This window comes from Motilimonas sp. E26 (assembly GCF_021278025.1).
In the GTDB taxonomy this organism is placed as follows: Bacteria; Pseudomonadota; Gammaproteobacteria; order Enterobacterales; family CBDFNC01; genus Motilimonas.
In genome coordinates this window covers 1-14,213 of record NZ_JAIBHJ010000045.1, presented here as the reverse complement: position 1 = coordinate 14,213, position 14,213 = coordinate 1, and the positions used below count along the sequence as shown (strand labels likewise).

The following is a 14,213-nucleotide window of genomic DNA, read 5'->3' as shown; positions in this document are numbered from 1 at the left end:
GTACGCGTGTCTCAAGGTTGGGCCGGCACCCAATACGGCATGATGGCCATCCCACGTATTGGCCACGAAGTGATTGTTAGCTTTTTAGAAGGCGATCCCGACCAACCGATCATCACAGGTCGCACTTATCATGCCACCAACAAACCGCCTTATGCCCTGCCCGAGCATAAAACCCGCACCGTTATTCGCACCGAAACCCACAAAGGCGACGGTTACAACGAGCTGCGTTTTGAAGACGAAATGGGCCAAGAAGAAATTTACATCCACGCCCAAAAAGACTTCAACAGCTTGATTGAAAACGACCAAGCCGAGCAAATCAAACGCGACCAACACAGCGAAGTCGACCGCGACAGCTTTAAACTGATTAAAGGCAATCAACACAGTACCGTCGATGGCGAAAGCCGCCTACACAGCAAAGGCGATCAAAGCCAAATAACCGATACCAAGCTACACCACAAAATCGGCAACGCCCAACTGGTTAAAGCAGGCAGTGAAATACACCACAAATCCGGCGTAAAAATGGTCATCGAAGCCGGCGCCGAAATCACCCTAAAAGCCGGTGGCAGCTTTGTCAAAATAGACGGCGGCGGCGTACACCTAAGCGGCCCCACCATCAATATAAAAGTGGGCCCAAGTGCCGGCTCAGGCAGTGGTTACGGTGGCCAAATGCCCGCCATGCCAAAAGGGATAGAGCAAGCAGTGGGGTTGGCTATCGACCCAGTCGCTTGGCGTCCAGCCATGTTAAATATGGTCGAAGCAGACTTGCCTTTAATGGAAGTATGTCAGCGTCAAACCGATGGTTCATGCCCATTAACAGACTGCCCATGTCGGAAATAGCGCCATGAATTTACAACAAAAATTACAGAATCTCGAAGAAGAAGAAAAATTCAGCTCTTACTTGATCATGGATCAAGCCAAATCTAACTCATTGTTGACCCAACTTTATGAGCTTGACCCCAAAGCAGAGATTGAATACTTATATGCCGACACCAGTTTTAATGAGCTGCGTGAGCTTTCACCTATCATCTTAAACTTAGGCTGTGACTCCCCTTTAATCGAACCGTTAAGCCTTCAGTCTGATTGGCAAAAAAGCACCATTATAATTGCTACATCACACACTAGACCCTATCTATTTCAGTTATTGCGTAATCGACTTGTTCTCCAACAAGAGCAAGGTAAACCATTATTTTTCCGTTATTTTTCCTCTGGGGTTTTGCCTTCTATTTTCAACACACTAACTTCATCGCGTTTTTCACAATTCAGTGATGCCATATCTACCTGGCTTGTTTACAGCAATGATAATTGGCAACAGCTAAGTACCGTTTCAAGCAGTCACGTATTACAGGATTTCACAATCACAACCGACGAGGTTGGACGCTTATTAAGTAACATTAATCAAGAGAGACGACATGGACACTAAACCATCTAGTTCAACCCCATCTAAACAAATCAGAATTGCAGATGGCGATACCAGCTCTCATGTAGCGGTGGCTTATGGAACCGATCTGGACACCTTATTGGATTTTCCAGCCATTGAACGTGATATGTTAGTTTACGCAGCAAACACCGAATGCGTCTTAATCGATGCCGAAATACTTAAGCGTCATCCTGGTGCCCCCATTGCAACCATAGATGTAGAAGTATCGCCTGAAAAAACAAAACCCGTCACAGTCGTCCCGTCAGTATGTAACAGACCCGAAATTCAAGATATTATCTATGTGCCTCGTTATAAATCTTGGTATCTGTTAGAACAAGAGCTAAAAACTGAAGTAACAGAAAAAATCTGCCAACTAGAGGTTATTAGCCAACAACTTGCCGAGTTATATTCGCAACCTGAAACAGCGACCGTCGATGAGATCCAAGCAAAGCAAAAAGCCGCATTAAACTTACTAGAGCAGCATAAATTATTAGACCAATTCAAGGGGGGCACATACGCTACGTTTTTATCACGCCCTGACAAAGACAAATACCTAGCCTATCGTATGAAACTCTACTTTATGTCAGATATCATGCATATCTATGGCTATGGGGTGAACACCACCAAAGAAAATTGGGACACCATTAAAAACCTTAAACTCGATGCAGCAGGCACAAAAACCATCATTTCGCCCACGCACATCGCCATCATAGATAAGTATTTCAGCCAAGATAACTACCTACAGTTACATTTTGACTCATCCATATATACCGCATTCAATGATGCAATTGAAAATTTACAACAAGAGATCAAAGCGCTTGAGGCAAAAGCCGTTAGCGAGGCACAAAAAAACTATGATTTGACCTACCACCAACAAAACTTTGTGACTACCGCGCAATATGAACAATTTAAAGTGCTATCCAGAGTGTTGAGGCCATCTTTACGCCAAGAATTGCAATATCTTATCTTTCTGAATCAAAGCCATGTAACCAGCGATACTGGTCCGGCCAATATCAGCCTAAGAAAACAACTCGAAGCGGTACAAAACAAAGAAACAAACCCCAAAAACATATTAAGGAATTCTCTCACGATAGAAGCCCTGCTTTTAGCCAACCAAGCCAGTGCTATCTTGCCAGAACAAGTGTTACCCATTGAAAAAATCTGTGGTCAATTTAATACCTACCCAGAAAGTTGGGCAGAAATAAAAATCATAGAAAGTTGTAATTGGGAAGCGTTGGAACAAATCATCAGCTCGGCTGACGCTAAGGCTAATCCACGGCAATCTACATTGACGAAGGTGGTTCAAGAAAGCGGTGTGCTTGATCTATTCGATCAGCCTTTAGATGTCACCTTGTCAAAAATAAGTGCTTACATTACACAAAAAGCTGAAACACCTAGGGTCATTTTCCAAATTAATAATTGGGGCCTAAATCATTGGTCAGCGTTAATTAAACGTGCCGAAACCTTAGTCAAAAAACGGGCTAACGACTTTAAGGCTATCTTATCAATACCGCCCACAGAGCAGTACTTAGCTGCAGGTCTTGACGCGCTGGCCATCGCCTATAACGAGGTCACCGCCATTCGCCAGCTTGCTCAAACACGAGCTGACAGCAATATCTATAGCGCAGCGGGCGGGAATAACCAGATCCAGTTAGTCGATGGAACCTATCTTGCCAACTACTTGGGCAAACATCCAAAATTATATTGGGACATCTCCAATTTTAAATTTGAAACCCCCGTCGTTTTCACCAAGTTGCAAGGGGGCAACGAATTAATTGAATGTTTCCTAATGTCAAGACGTACCGATGCCAGTTACATTACGTCCGTCGAGTGGGAAAAAATAAAAAAAAGCGCCACCAAACTACAAATTACTCCCCCCATCCAAAATATTGGCAAAGCCACGACTATCGAGCACAACAAGTCTGAAAACCTATTATACCGCTCCAGCATGTCGGAATTTGCCAAGCAATTTAGCAAGGCCTTAGATGAAAATCTAAAATGGGAATTTAAAGGTAAAAAGTCCAATATTGAACCATTCTCCGAGCGCACCGGGGGGATCTACCACAACTGGCTATACACCAATGCCTCTGGCTTAGTCTTATTTAGAACCAGCGCCCAAGCCGAATTTTTCCGCTTTAGCGCTGGCGTATCAGGTAAGAACGCACTCGATAAACTCGTTGATGGGGATATTGGCGAAGCCTTAAAATCATTGGCCAGCTGTAAAGCGAGCCTAACCATGGACATAGCCCAAGGCCAAATTGGCGGCACCTTTTACATTCCGCACCAATACGGTTTTCCTTTGTCGCTCGATTACATTGATAAGCAAGACCAAGAAAAAACCGCCTTGTTGGGCATGGTACGCCTAAGTGCCAGTATGTCTCTCTATGGGTGGGCCGGTGCCAGTGTCGCATTATCGGCAAGCTTAAGCATTCTCAGTGGCGATGGCGGTATGTTAATGCGCGGTTATAACATCAACAAAGAAAATGCTCAATTTACCTTCGACGCCTTTGCCGGGGTTGAAGCTGGGCTTTGCACCTCGGGTTCCCTAATGTGGAAGCCCTATAAAAAAGAAAACAAAGCCAGCGTACTCGTTATGACACCCAGCGAGCAGCAACAGCTACTCAGTGCTGAACAACAAAATGACGCCACCGTGCGCGCAAAGATTGCCAATAAATTACTAAAAAATAGCAAGCCCGCCGTTACCTTAGACAATGGCTTTGTTGAGTTATGTAACTTAAATCAAGCCGTGGCCATCAACTGGGGCCTTGGCTTAAAAGCCTCCTTTGCCCTTGGCATTGTCGATGGCAGATTAGTGGCCGCATTTTCAGCCCGCCTAGTCTGCGGCGTAGGTGCATCAGGTAGCTTAGCGGCCATGATTAACCCTTCAGTACTGCTGGATATCGTCAACGCCTTTTCAACCTTGCTATCCAGCGAAGGCTTCGCCCGCCTAAACGTATTTGCCGAAAATGACCAAGACCAAGGCGCCTATACCTATTTAAACATGGCCTTTACCGCCGCACTAACTAACGGCATCGATGTCAGTAAAGCCTTGTTAATGCGCTGGGATGAATTACTGCAGTTAAACAAGGTGCAGCTTTGTCGTGAAAATGCATTCAGCATTGCGGCTTACATCAGTAAAGCTGAGCTCGCATTAGAAAATGAAATTTGGTTTGAAAACCTACTCCCCGAGGTAAAGGGGCGACTATTTTTTGTCCTATTACAAAGCCAGCGACTCGAAGACAAAAAGAAAATTAAAGTCAGATTACCTGATCTAACCGCAAACTCGCGCTTTAAATTCCCCAAACGCTCGCGCTGGTCCACCCTTACCGACGTGCAGAAAGAAAAAGCAATCCGCGCCGCTGCCAGTGATTATTGGCAACGCTACGCCATTGCCATGTTACTGGATGTATGGACCAACCAAACCAACCATAACCGCGCGGGCGTTCCTATCGAGCGTCAAATTGAGGAGTCGTTCACCCGTTTTGATATCAACGGTGAAAAACCCTTCCCCGGCTTAGCGCCCCTAAACCAGTTGATTCCCATCGGCGTGTGGTTAAAGATCAATAGCTTTTTTAATATTAAACATCCGATTGGCGATCAAGAAGATGATGAGAGCAAAATTTTCAGACTATTTAGGTCAGATAACCAAGGCGAAGATATTGACTATATCCATAAAGCCCTTGAACAAAGAGATAAAGCGGAAACAAAACTGAACAGCGCCAAAGATACATTCGTCCCCTTTTTTATGAAGCGCTTTAAAAAGGGCGCCTTTACCCAGACCCTGTTGTATCAATGTGCCGAAATGGTCGACAAAACCATCACCGATCAGTTTAGTAACAGTAACAGCGCGAAAGACTTATTGATCGATCAGATCAACCTCGCCTTTGAGGATAAAACGGCCAAACAAAAAACCTATTATTACTACTACCTTGCCGAGCGCAACATCAGCGCCGAACAAGCCATGGTAGAATGGCTGGCCGTGGTGCGCCATTTAGATCTTAGCCTAGATGACCTAACACAATCCACCATGGTTCCCTTGCAACCATTAACCCACTCAACCCCTTTAATGGCACCGGCTTAATGAAAAAATTAAACCAATACAAAAAAAAACACCTTGCCCTTGGTGCGGCCTTTATCGGCCTGTGTATATGGGCACTGAGCAAAGACGGCTCGCAGCCGCCACCAGACCCGCTGGCGCCATACGCCGATGAAATTGCGCTGTATGATTCGCTAAAACCCGTACCGCAATCGCAGGTAATATTACCACCGCCCGTTATCGACAGCCAAAACGAACATAACGGCACCTTAGACATCACTAACGTTAATGGTCATCACTTTAATTATTACATTGGTGAGCCTTATCGTTCAGACGTTGTTAGGTCGGTACAAGACATTGATAACTTCACCCTTAAAGCAGTGCATGCTAGCTACGGCCATTGGGGACGAGGCGGCGTTTCCCTCGAACAAGCCGTCACCATTCAATATAAAATCGCCGCCAAGGGTTATCCCCATTTTTCCCTTAATGGCCTGCAGTTTTGTCACCTGCCACGCTATTACGAAGCCTGTCGAAGCTATCCTACTTGGCAGGTAAGACGTCAAGCCTATATCAATTGGGCCAAAGCCACCGGCGACCCCGAGGCCTATTTTCTCCAAGGTGTGCGTTTTTGGGATGATTTGAACTTAAACTCACCACTAGCAGAACAGTTCAACACTCGTAACGAATCAAATGTTTATGGCACCATTACGGGCATGGTGTATAACTTTATTCATACCCTGTCACCGCAGCAACTGCAGCAAATTCCCGACACACTAGAAGCCATTGCACTATTAGAGGAAGGCGCTAACGGCGCCTGTTTTACCTGCGTACCGCTGGTTGCCAGCTACTACCGTGCTCGGCAAGATTACATGGCGGCCCATCCGGAGCATCAGGTTGATATTGATGGGCGCACCCTTGCCGAGCTAACCCAATTAGCCAGCACTTGGTTTCAGCGCGCCTTTGATAATGGCATCAACTGTGAGCGCGGCGCAAATAACTATTTTCGTCGCGGTTACACCATTCCCTTTTTACCTCAGCCCACTACAGCACAAACCAAACAAATGGTTAAGAACTGCATAAAACAAGGAGATCAGCATGGGTTGATGCAAGCAACTCAATCTCTGGTGGTCCAATATACTTTAAACAATGAGATAAAGACTCCAGATGATACAGGCTTCATTGGTTGGTATCTCGAAGAAAAAGACCCGCTATTTAGTGTCGCTGCCGATTCATTAAATGGCACACTGGGCAGTCGTGATGAAGAGGCTTCTCTTGGCGTTAGGTTACGCACCTCGGGCTATAGTCGCGAAGAAGCCCCGCAATACTACGACCAAGTCCGTGCTCAAACGGCAGAGCTGGCCAAACTGTTACCTTCTTGGGGCCTGCGCAATTATGAAGTGAACTACTTTATTCCCAACAGCTTAATCATGCCCCACCATCTGGGCTTGGAGTTTGATGAGCAAGGTAACTATAAAGAAGTGCCAGCGCGCATTCACCGTTAACAGCAAAAACGAAAGGTATGGGGCGAATCGGTGAAATTGTTTAAGCAAACAAGCGAATACAGCAGCGAATGAAAAAATACAATAAAAAACACCTTGCCCTTGGCGCTGCCTTTATCGGCCTGTGTATATGGGCGCTGAGCAAAGACGGCTCAAAGCCGCCGCCAGACCCGTTAGCCCCATACGCTGAAGATATAGCGCTGTATGATTCGCTAAAACCTGTGCCGCAATCGCAGGTAATATTGCCGCCCCCCGTTATCGATAGCCAAAACGAGCATAACGGCACCTTAGACACCACTAACGTTAACGGTCATCACTTTAATTATTACATTGGTGAGCCTTATCGTTCAGACGTTGTTAGGTCGGTACAAGACATTGATAACTTCACCCTTAAAGCAGTGCATGCTAGCTACGGCCATTGGGGACGAGGCGGCGTTTCCCTCGAACAAGCCGTCACCATTCAATATAAAATCGCCGCCAAGGGTTATCCCCATTTTTCCCTTAATGGCCTGCAGTTTTGTCACCTGCCACGCTATTACGAAGCCTGTCGAAGCTATCCTACTTGGCAGGTAAGACGTCAAGCCTATATCAATTGGGCCAAGGCCACCGGCGACCCCGAGGCCTATTTTCTCCAAGGTGTGCGTTTTTGGGATGATTTGAACTTAAACTCACCACTAGCAGAGCAGTTCAACACTCGTAACGAATCAAATGTTTATGGCACCATTACGGGCATGGTGTATAACTTTATTCATACCTTGTCACCGCAGCAACTGCAGCAAATCCCCGATATCATGGAGGCTTTTGCATTATTTGAAGAAGGCGCTCATGGCACATGCTTTACCTGCGTGCCTATGATAGCCACCTACTACCGAGCACGGCAAGATTACATGGCGGCCCATCCGGAGAATCAGGTTGATATTGACGGGCGCACCCTTGCCGAGCTAACCCAATTAGCCAGCACTTGGTTTCAACGAGCCTTTGATAATGGCATTAACTGTGAGCGCGGTGCTAATAGGTACTTTCGGCGCGGTTACACCATCCCTTTTTTACCAAAGCCCACCACAGCGCAAACCAAGCAAATGGTTAAGAACTGCATAAAACAGGGGGATAAGTACGCACTGATGAATGCCACTCAATCACTCATAGTCCAACACAACCTCAATCATGAGGTAATAACGGCAGAAGATACAGACTTCAGTGGTTGGTACCTTGAAGAAAAAGACCCATTACTTAGCGTGGCAGCCGACTCACTCAATGGCCGAGTAGGCTCCAGTCCTGAAGAAGAATCCTTGTTTCTTCGCTTACTTGTAGCGGGCTACAGCCGCGAAGAAGCCCCGCAATACTACGACCAAGTCCGTGCACAAACTGCAGAGCTGGCCAAACTGTTACCTTCTTGGGGCCTGCGCAATTATGAAGTGAACTACTTTATTCCCAACAGCTTAATCATGCCCCACCATCTGGGCTTGGAGTTTGATGAGCAAGGTAACTATAAAGAAGTGCCAGCGCGCATTCATCGTTAACAGCAAAAACGAAAGGTATGGGGCGAATCGGTGAATTGTTTAAGCGAACACAATTGAAATATTGAAATATAGAGCAGTCATTTAAATAACCAAGCTATTTGATGACAAAAGCCAACGCAAAAGACGAGAACTTACTGACAAGGTTCGCTGCTTATTTATCAATGGATGGAAGGTTTGGCTAAAATGCTATTAGAAATCCGTAGCTCTGACTGGATGTGTAATTTTTAGGTATAGTCAATCTTGCTTGTAGCCTAAAAGGCGATAAACAATACCATTACGACCCCCTCGCCCGCTTGTCTCATGTGCGCGGCAATATCGACGAGCATTTTCAGTATGGCCCCGCTGGTCACCTATTGTCACAAACCTTGGGCAAAAGCAGTGGTGCTGCCCCAGCTAGCGCACAAGTTAAACATAACCGCTTAACCTTTCAAGGCGACTGCCATTTTGAATACGATGAGTTTGGTAACCTAGTCAAAGAAAAACGCGGTAAAGGCCAACAGCTTGTCACCCACTATCATTACGACTGTCAGCATCGCTTAATTAAAGCCGAGATGGCCAATGGCACCACGGCCCATTATCAATACGATGCCTTTGGGCAGCGCGTTAAAAATCGGTCACAGACCAAACACAACAAACCACCGCCGAGTTTATTCGGCAAGCCGACCGTTTAATTGCCGAAACCGATAATCAACAGCATTACCAAAGCTACCTTTACGAGCCCGGCAGCTTTAAGCCATTGGCGCTAATTAAAGGCGAAGCCAATGTCAGTGATAGCCAAGTGCAGGTTTACTATTACCAACTTGACCACTACCCACCCAGAGGGGCACGCCACAAGAAATCACCGACCAACAGGGCAACACCGTTTGGAGCGTCCACTACCGCGCCTACGGTAACGTACTGAAACAAGAAATCGAGCAAGTGCACAGCCCACTTAGATTTCAAGGGCAATATTATGATGCAGAAACCGGCCTGCACTACAACCGCCACCGTTACTACAACCCCAACACCGCCGCGTTTTTAACCCTAGACCCAATTGGCTTAGCCGGCGGCTTAAACAACTACCAATATGTACCGAATCCAACTGGATGGATAGATCCGTTGGGGTTGGCGGTGAGAAAGGGGGATGGGGATTGTTGTGGAAGTAGTAAAAATGCTATTGAAAGATTAAATAATGAGGGGCATGCACCAATTAGGCATGGAGGTCCAAATAGAGTCACAGATCAGCAACTTATTGATAGGGCAGTGAATGGAATTGATCCTGCCTCAGGAACCACTAAAGACGCATTCAATAAACACGCTGACGGAACACCTAAAGACCATAGAGTAGGTAAAAATGCCACTGCATTTACTAGTGACGATGCTCTTGTACAAGCCGACAAAGCCGCAAGAGAATCACAACAATTTAAACTTAATGTTTTAGAAGCGAGAGAACAAGGTGCTATATTTGTTAAGCCAGTGGTCTTAGAGCTTAAATCTATATTCGGAGATGACTATAAGGCAAAGGTTAGAGGAGTTACACGAACAGGCCCGAAAAAGAGTCCGACAGGACATGAGGTCATCGACTTTACTGATGGTGCGGTAAAAAGTATCTACAGGCTAGATGATGAAGGCAACCCTATGTTGCACACTCAATATCCTGAACCCAAATAGAGAAAAATTATGTACGAGATTGAAAATCCACTAAAAGACGTTCTTCGTTACTATTGTCATGTAGAAACATATGACCCAGTTATTCTTAGAGAAGTAATGGATAAAGAAAATGGTCCATTTGACAAAGATATATGTAATGGCCAATTAGAGCATGCAATTGAGTTCAAAAAAATTACACCAAATCTTTACGAACAGCTTACGGATGAAGACTTTGACTCGCAAGAAGAGGTTCAAGATCGTCTCATAGAGATATGGCAAGATATAAATGGCCAACATTTCTATGATAAGAAAGTTAAGAGTGATTAACTTCTTCAGAAATTAAAGGACAGCCATCCAAACAAACGATCCAGTATTATGACTACGACCCCCTTGGTCGCGTTAAACGCTGGCAATTGCCTGATGGCCAGCAGGATTTCAACAGGGCCAATTGGCTGGCATTAACCTTAACGGTGAAGTGCTCACCCAACACCTGTTTCAACATGGCCAAGAAATCCAGCGTAGCCAAGGTGGCCTGACCAGTGAATACCAATACGACGAACAAGGCCGCTTAACCCAACATGCTCAGTTGCAACAACATCTACAGCATAAGTTCCATCAAGGCACTCGAGCCCGCATCAAACAGCAGCGCCAGTATCAATATGATGCCGCCGGTAACCTTACCCAGCTAAACGACAGCTTAAAAGGCGACAGGCAATACCATTACGACCCCCTTGCCCGCTTATCCCATGTGCGCGGCAACATCGATGAGCATTTTCAGCACGACCCCGCTGGTCACTTATTGTCGCAAACCTTAGGCAAAAGCAGTGGTGCTGCCCCAGCTAGCGCACAAGTTAAACATAACCGTTTGGCCTTTCAAGGCGACTGCCATTTTGAATACGATGAGTTTGGTAACCTAGAAAAAGAAAAACGCGGTAAAGGCCAACAGCTTGTCACCCACTATCATTACGACTGTCAGCATCGCTTAATTAAAGCCGAGATGGCCAATGGCACCACGGCCCATTATCAATACGATGCCTTTGGGCGGCGCGTTAAAAAATCGGTCACAGACCAAACGCAACAAACCACCGCCACCGAGTTTATTTGGCAAGCCGACCGCTTAATTGCCGAAACCGATAATCAACAGCATTACCAAAGCGACCTCTACGAGCCCGGCAGCTTTAAGCCATTGGCGCTAATAAAAGGCGAAGCCAATGTCAGTGCAGACCCAGTACAAGTTTACTATTACCAACTTGACCACTACCCAGCCAGAGGGGCACGCCACAAGAAATCACCGACCAACAAGGCAACACTGTTTGGAGCGTCCACTATCGCGCCTACGGTAATGTACTGAAACATGAAATCGAACAAGTGCACAGCCCACTTAGATTTCAAGGACAATATTATGATGCAGAAACCGGCCTGCACTACAACCGCCACCGTTACTACAACCCCAACACCGCCGCGTTTTTAACCCTCGACCCGATAGGACTTGCAGGTGGCTTAAACAACTACCAATATGTACCAAATCCAACTGGATGGGTAGATCCGTTGGGGTTGGCGGTGAGAAAAGGGGATGGGGATTGTTGCTCAGGTAGTGATGTAACTTTAGGCGAAAGGCCTACAAGAGGTACAGGTAAAGAGTACGATAAAGATAATGGGCAAGGCTTATATGTACTCAGAGATCCATTCACGGATGAGATAAAATATGTTGGTAGAGGAGACGCTCCAACTAGGGGCGCAGCGCATAAATCATCCCCTGATAAAAGTCATCTCGACCAAGAAATCATATATAACAACAACCTAACGAAAGCGGAAGCAAAATTTCTTGAAAATAGCATAATGAATGCCCCTGTACTAGGAGGCCCATTATCTACTAACCAAAACACAAACCTTTTAAATAAAAATCGTTCATATTCTCCAGACAACCCTAATGCAGTAAAGTATGATGTTGCGGGTATAGATGCTGAGTATGCAAAAAAAATTCTTCTCGAAACGAAAATCAAATTAGGGTTACAGCAATGAGTAGAGCAAAAATTGGTGATATAATACGAATAAACGTCAGTAAAGGCTTTAAACTTGCAAAGATAGTATGGATTTCAACCAGCCTCAAAGATGTCTTTGCTTTTACACTCCTTAATTCAGATGAAGTAAACTGCAACGCTCCTTACAATGAAATCGAACTACCAAAGCGAACGGTTAGAGTCATATATGCCGATATTAAAAATGTTAATAATGGTATCTGGCCTGTTGTGGGCTATTGCGACTTTACTGAAAAAGATCAACAATTGATACATCACATGATAGGTGGAACCCCTTATATTGGAGACACGCCTTGCACAGATACAGCTGTCCCACTTAGTGCATTCCATACTGTCAGAGTCTCTGGTGATAAAGCTGTTGAAAACTTGATAGATTACTTCATTTCAAATCAACTAATCACGAGATAAAGTTAGGCCAAAAAAATAAACTCATTAGTTTTAATTTGGCAACAAGTTCAATGCCCCTAGATCGGCTAGGGGTTAGTTAAGTATGCGGTATTACGTTGGGTAGATTTAAGCGTCATGCCCAAACATTAAACGAGAATAGGACGTGACCATGGGTGCATGGGGAATCGGAAATTTTGATAATGACTCTGCAGGTGACTGGACTTATGAACTTGGAGAAAGTTCAGATTTGACAGTGATTGAAAATGCTATTAATGCCGTCTTTGAAGATGACTACATTGATTCGGATATCGGGTGTGAAGCATTAGCTGCAATTGATACATTAGCCAGAGTTAAAGGGAATTTCGGTAAAAAAGATAGCTATACCGAGAATGTTGATGAGTGGGTATCGAAATATAACTTCGAGCCACCTAAAGAATTAATCGAAAATGCCGTCAAAGCAGCAAAAGCAATCTTGGGTGATCAATCTGAGCTTTCAGATATATGGAGAGCGACTGAATACTTCGATGCATGGAGGATAGAAGTCGAATCTGTCATCGAAAGAGTCGGCGCATAAATAAGGCTGCAAGCAGCTTAACCTATACTGAAAAAAATACCTATCAATATGACAAAAATACCGGACAGCCACCTAAAACCATCAAAGCTGGGCCAGCCAGCATTATGACTACGACCCCCTTGGTCGCGTTAAACGCTGGCAATTACCGGATGGCCAGCAACAACACCTATTTCGTCATGGTCAAGAAATCAAACGTAGCCAGTGACATGGTAATAAGGCGTTGATTCAGGGCAAATCAGCTGCTTGCGAGATAAAGGCATAGCCACATCCTGCTCATTAAGTGGTTTATTAACAGTGATGGGTATCCCCATAACTCCCTTGTACTAGGCGTTAAAGATGGCGCCCAGAATCAATAAGGAATATAGATATGCCAAACAATAGAAATAAGGAAATAAGTGACGCCAAAGATATTTTATATCTTTCTGGCTGGACAAAAAAAAGAAAATTCACACTCCCAGAACATCTAAAAGGTGATGATATACCGAGTAAAGTTAAGGATATTGCAGAAAATATAGGAGAGCTGACAATAAAAACCCAAGACCAAAAATATGATAGAAGATTTCATGTTCATTCGAAATACTTGATTGACTTCGAAGAAAATATTGCTGAGCATCTCGAAGATACAGGATTAACGCTGAAGCTTTATCCGATTGGGCATATGAGTGAATACCCAGGAACAATAGTAATAGATAAGAATGGCCGCTTCTATCACGCTGGAGATGAACTTAGCTATTTAGGTGAGAACCTAGAAGAGTTTATTGACGCAACTTGTTTTACGGACAAACGTTGCTGGTTAATAATAGGTGAAAATTGCACCACATATTTTGCGTACCAACATCGAAACACTGGATATATATTTGATCAAGATAATGGATGGCAAGGCAATCCCAATTTCCTATCATGGTCATTTATGGAACAAAACTTGATCCCTAAATGGCAAGGCGGCGAAAGTTAGAGCTTGTAAATAACTTTCGTAGAAATACCGGTGACAAATGAAGGCCCACCCAAATAATCGCGCCAGTATTATGACTTCGGCCCCCTTGGTCGCGTTAAACGCTGGCAATTACCGGATGGCCAGCAGGTTGACTATGAATTTCAACAAGGCCAACTGG

The 14,213-nt window shown here is 44.9% G+C and carries 12 protein-coding genes and 1 pseudogene; all 13 read left to right on the top strand.

Translation table 11 applies throughout. The features are described from left to right. The coding region (gene tssI / locus K1M91_RS20530) for a type VI secretion system tip protein TssI/VgrG (protein ID WP_282561208.1) at positions 1–837 on the top strand (837 nt) is incomplete at its 5' end. 4 nt (positions 838–841) lie between these two features. Continuing rightward, positions 842–1,420, top strand: coding sequence for a DUF4123 domain-containing protein (locus K1M91_RS20525; RefSeq protein ID WP_232804129.1), 579 nt, complete (start codon positions 842–844; stop codon positions 1,418–1,420). Continuing rightward, positions 1,410–5,498, top strand: coding sequence for a hypothetical protein (locus K1M91_RS20520; RefSeq protein WP_232804128.1), 4,089 nt, complete (start codon positions 1,410–1,412; stop codon positions 5,496–5,498). Before K1M91_RS20525 ends, K1M91_RS20520 begins: the two co-directional genes overlap by 11 nt. Beyond that, complete coding sequence (locus K1M91_RS20515; RefSeq protein WP_232804127.1) at positions 5,498–6,955, top strand: hypothetical protein; 1,458 nt, start codon at positions 5,498–5,500, stop codon at positions 6,953–6,955. Before K1M91_RS20520 ends, K1M91_RS20515 begins: the two co-directional genes overlap by 1 nt. 68 nt (positions 6,956–7,023) lie before the next feature. Further along, on the top strand, positions 7,024–8,472 hold the full coding sequence (locus tag K1M91_RS20510) for a hypothetical protein (RefSeq protein WP_232804126.1): 1,449 nt from the start codon (positions 7,024–7,026) through the stop codon (positions 8,470–8,472). A gap of 302 nt (positions 8,473–8,774) precedes the next feature. After that, the gene (locus tag K1M91_RS20505; protein ID WP_232804130.1) at positions 8,775–9,143 is read left to right on the top strand and encodes an RHS repeat domain-containing protein; all 369 of its coding nucleotides are present in this window, start codon (positions 8,775–8,777) and stop codon (positions 9,141–9,143) included. Positions 9,144–9,300: 157 nt separating this feature from the next. Then, a pseudogene (locus K1M91_RS20500) lies at positions 9,301–10,122 on the top strand (RHS repeat-associated core domain-containing protein); the annotation flags it as partial. 9 nt (positions 10,123–10,131) lie between these two features. After that, complete coding sequence (locus K1M91_RS20495) at positions 10,132–10,428, top strand: hypothetical protein (RefSeq protein WP_232804124.1); 297 nt, start codon at positions 10,132–10,134, stop codon at positions 10,426–10,428. A 121-nt stretch (positions 10,429–10,549) separates the two neighbouring features. After that, a complete protein-coding gene (locus tag K1M91_RS20490; RefSeq protein ID WP_232804123.1) occupies positions 10,550–11,452 on the top strand; it encodes an RHS repeat domain-containing protein in 903 nt (300 codons plus the stop codon). A 17-nt stretch (positions 11,453–11,469) separates the two neighbouring features. Then, positions 11,470–12,123: an RHS repeat-associated core domain-containing protein gene (locus K1M91_RS20485; RefSeq protein ID WP_232804122.1), complete on the top strand. Its 654-nt coding sequence runs from the start codon at positions 11,470–11,472 to the stop codon at positions 12,121–12,123. Next, positions 12,120–12,548, top strand: coding sequence for an Imm26 family immunity protein (locus tag K1M91_RS20480; RefSeq protein WP_232804121.1), 429 nt, complete (start codon positions 12,120–12,122; stop codon positions 12,546–12,548). Before K1M91_RS20485 ends, K1M91_RS20480 begins: the two co-directional genes overlap by 4 nt. 148 nt (positions 12,549–12,696) lie before the next feature. Then, entirely contained in the window at positions 12,697–13,101 is a 405-nt protein-coding gene (locus K1M91_RS20475) for a DUF4259 domain-containing protein (RefSeq protein ID WP_232804120.1), read from the top strand. 367 nt (positions 13,102–13,468) lie between these two features. Further along, positions 13,469–14,056 (top strand): SUKH-3 domain-containing protein, encoded by a 588-nt coding sequence (locus K1M91_RS20470; protein ID WP_232804119.1) that lies wholly within the window; start codon positions 13,469–13,471, stop codon positions 14,054–14,056. The last annotated feature ends 157 nt before the right edge of the window (positions 14,057–14,213 follow it).

Bases quoted from the DNA above. Each gene is read 5' to 3' on its own strand.
- K1M91_RS20510 (WP_232804126.1), top strand. From the start codon at position 7,024: ATGAAAAAATACAATAAAAAACACCTTGCCCTTGGCGCTGCCTTTATC.
- K1M91_RS20495 (WP_232804124.1), top strand. From the start codon at position 10,132: ATGTACGAGATTGAAAATCCACTAAAAGACGTTCTTCGTTACTATTGT.
- K1M91_RS20470 (WP_232804119.1), top strand. From the start codon at position 13,469: ATGCCAAACAATAGAAATAAGGAAATAAGTGACGCCAAAGATATTTTA.
- K1M91_RS20520 (WP_232804128.1), top strand. From the start codon at position 1,410: ATGGACACTAAACCATCTAGTTCAACCCCATCTAAACAAATCAGAATT.
- K1M91_RS20475 (WP_232804120.1), top strand. From the start codon at position 12,697: ATGGGTGCATGGGGAATCGGAAATTTTGATAATGACTCTGCAGGTGAC.
- K1M91_RS20480 (WP_232804121.1), top strand. From the start codon at position 12,120: ATGAGTAGAGCAAAAATTGGTGATATAATACGAATAAACGTCAGTAAA.
- K1M91_RS20525 (WP_232804129.1), top strand. From the start codon at position 842: ATGAATTTACAACAAAAATTACAGAATCTCGAAGAAGAAGAAAAATTC.
- K1M91_RS20515 (WP_232804127.1), top strand. From the start codon at position 5,498: ATGAAAAAATTAAACCAATACAAAAAAAAACACCTTGCCCTTGGTGCG.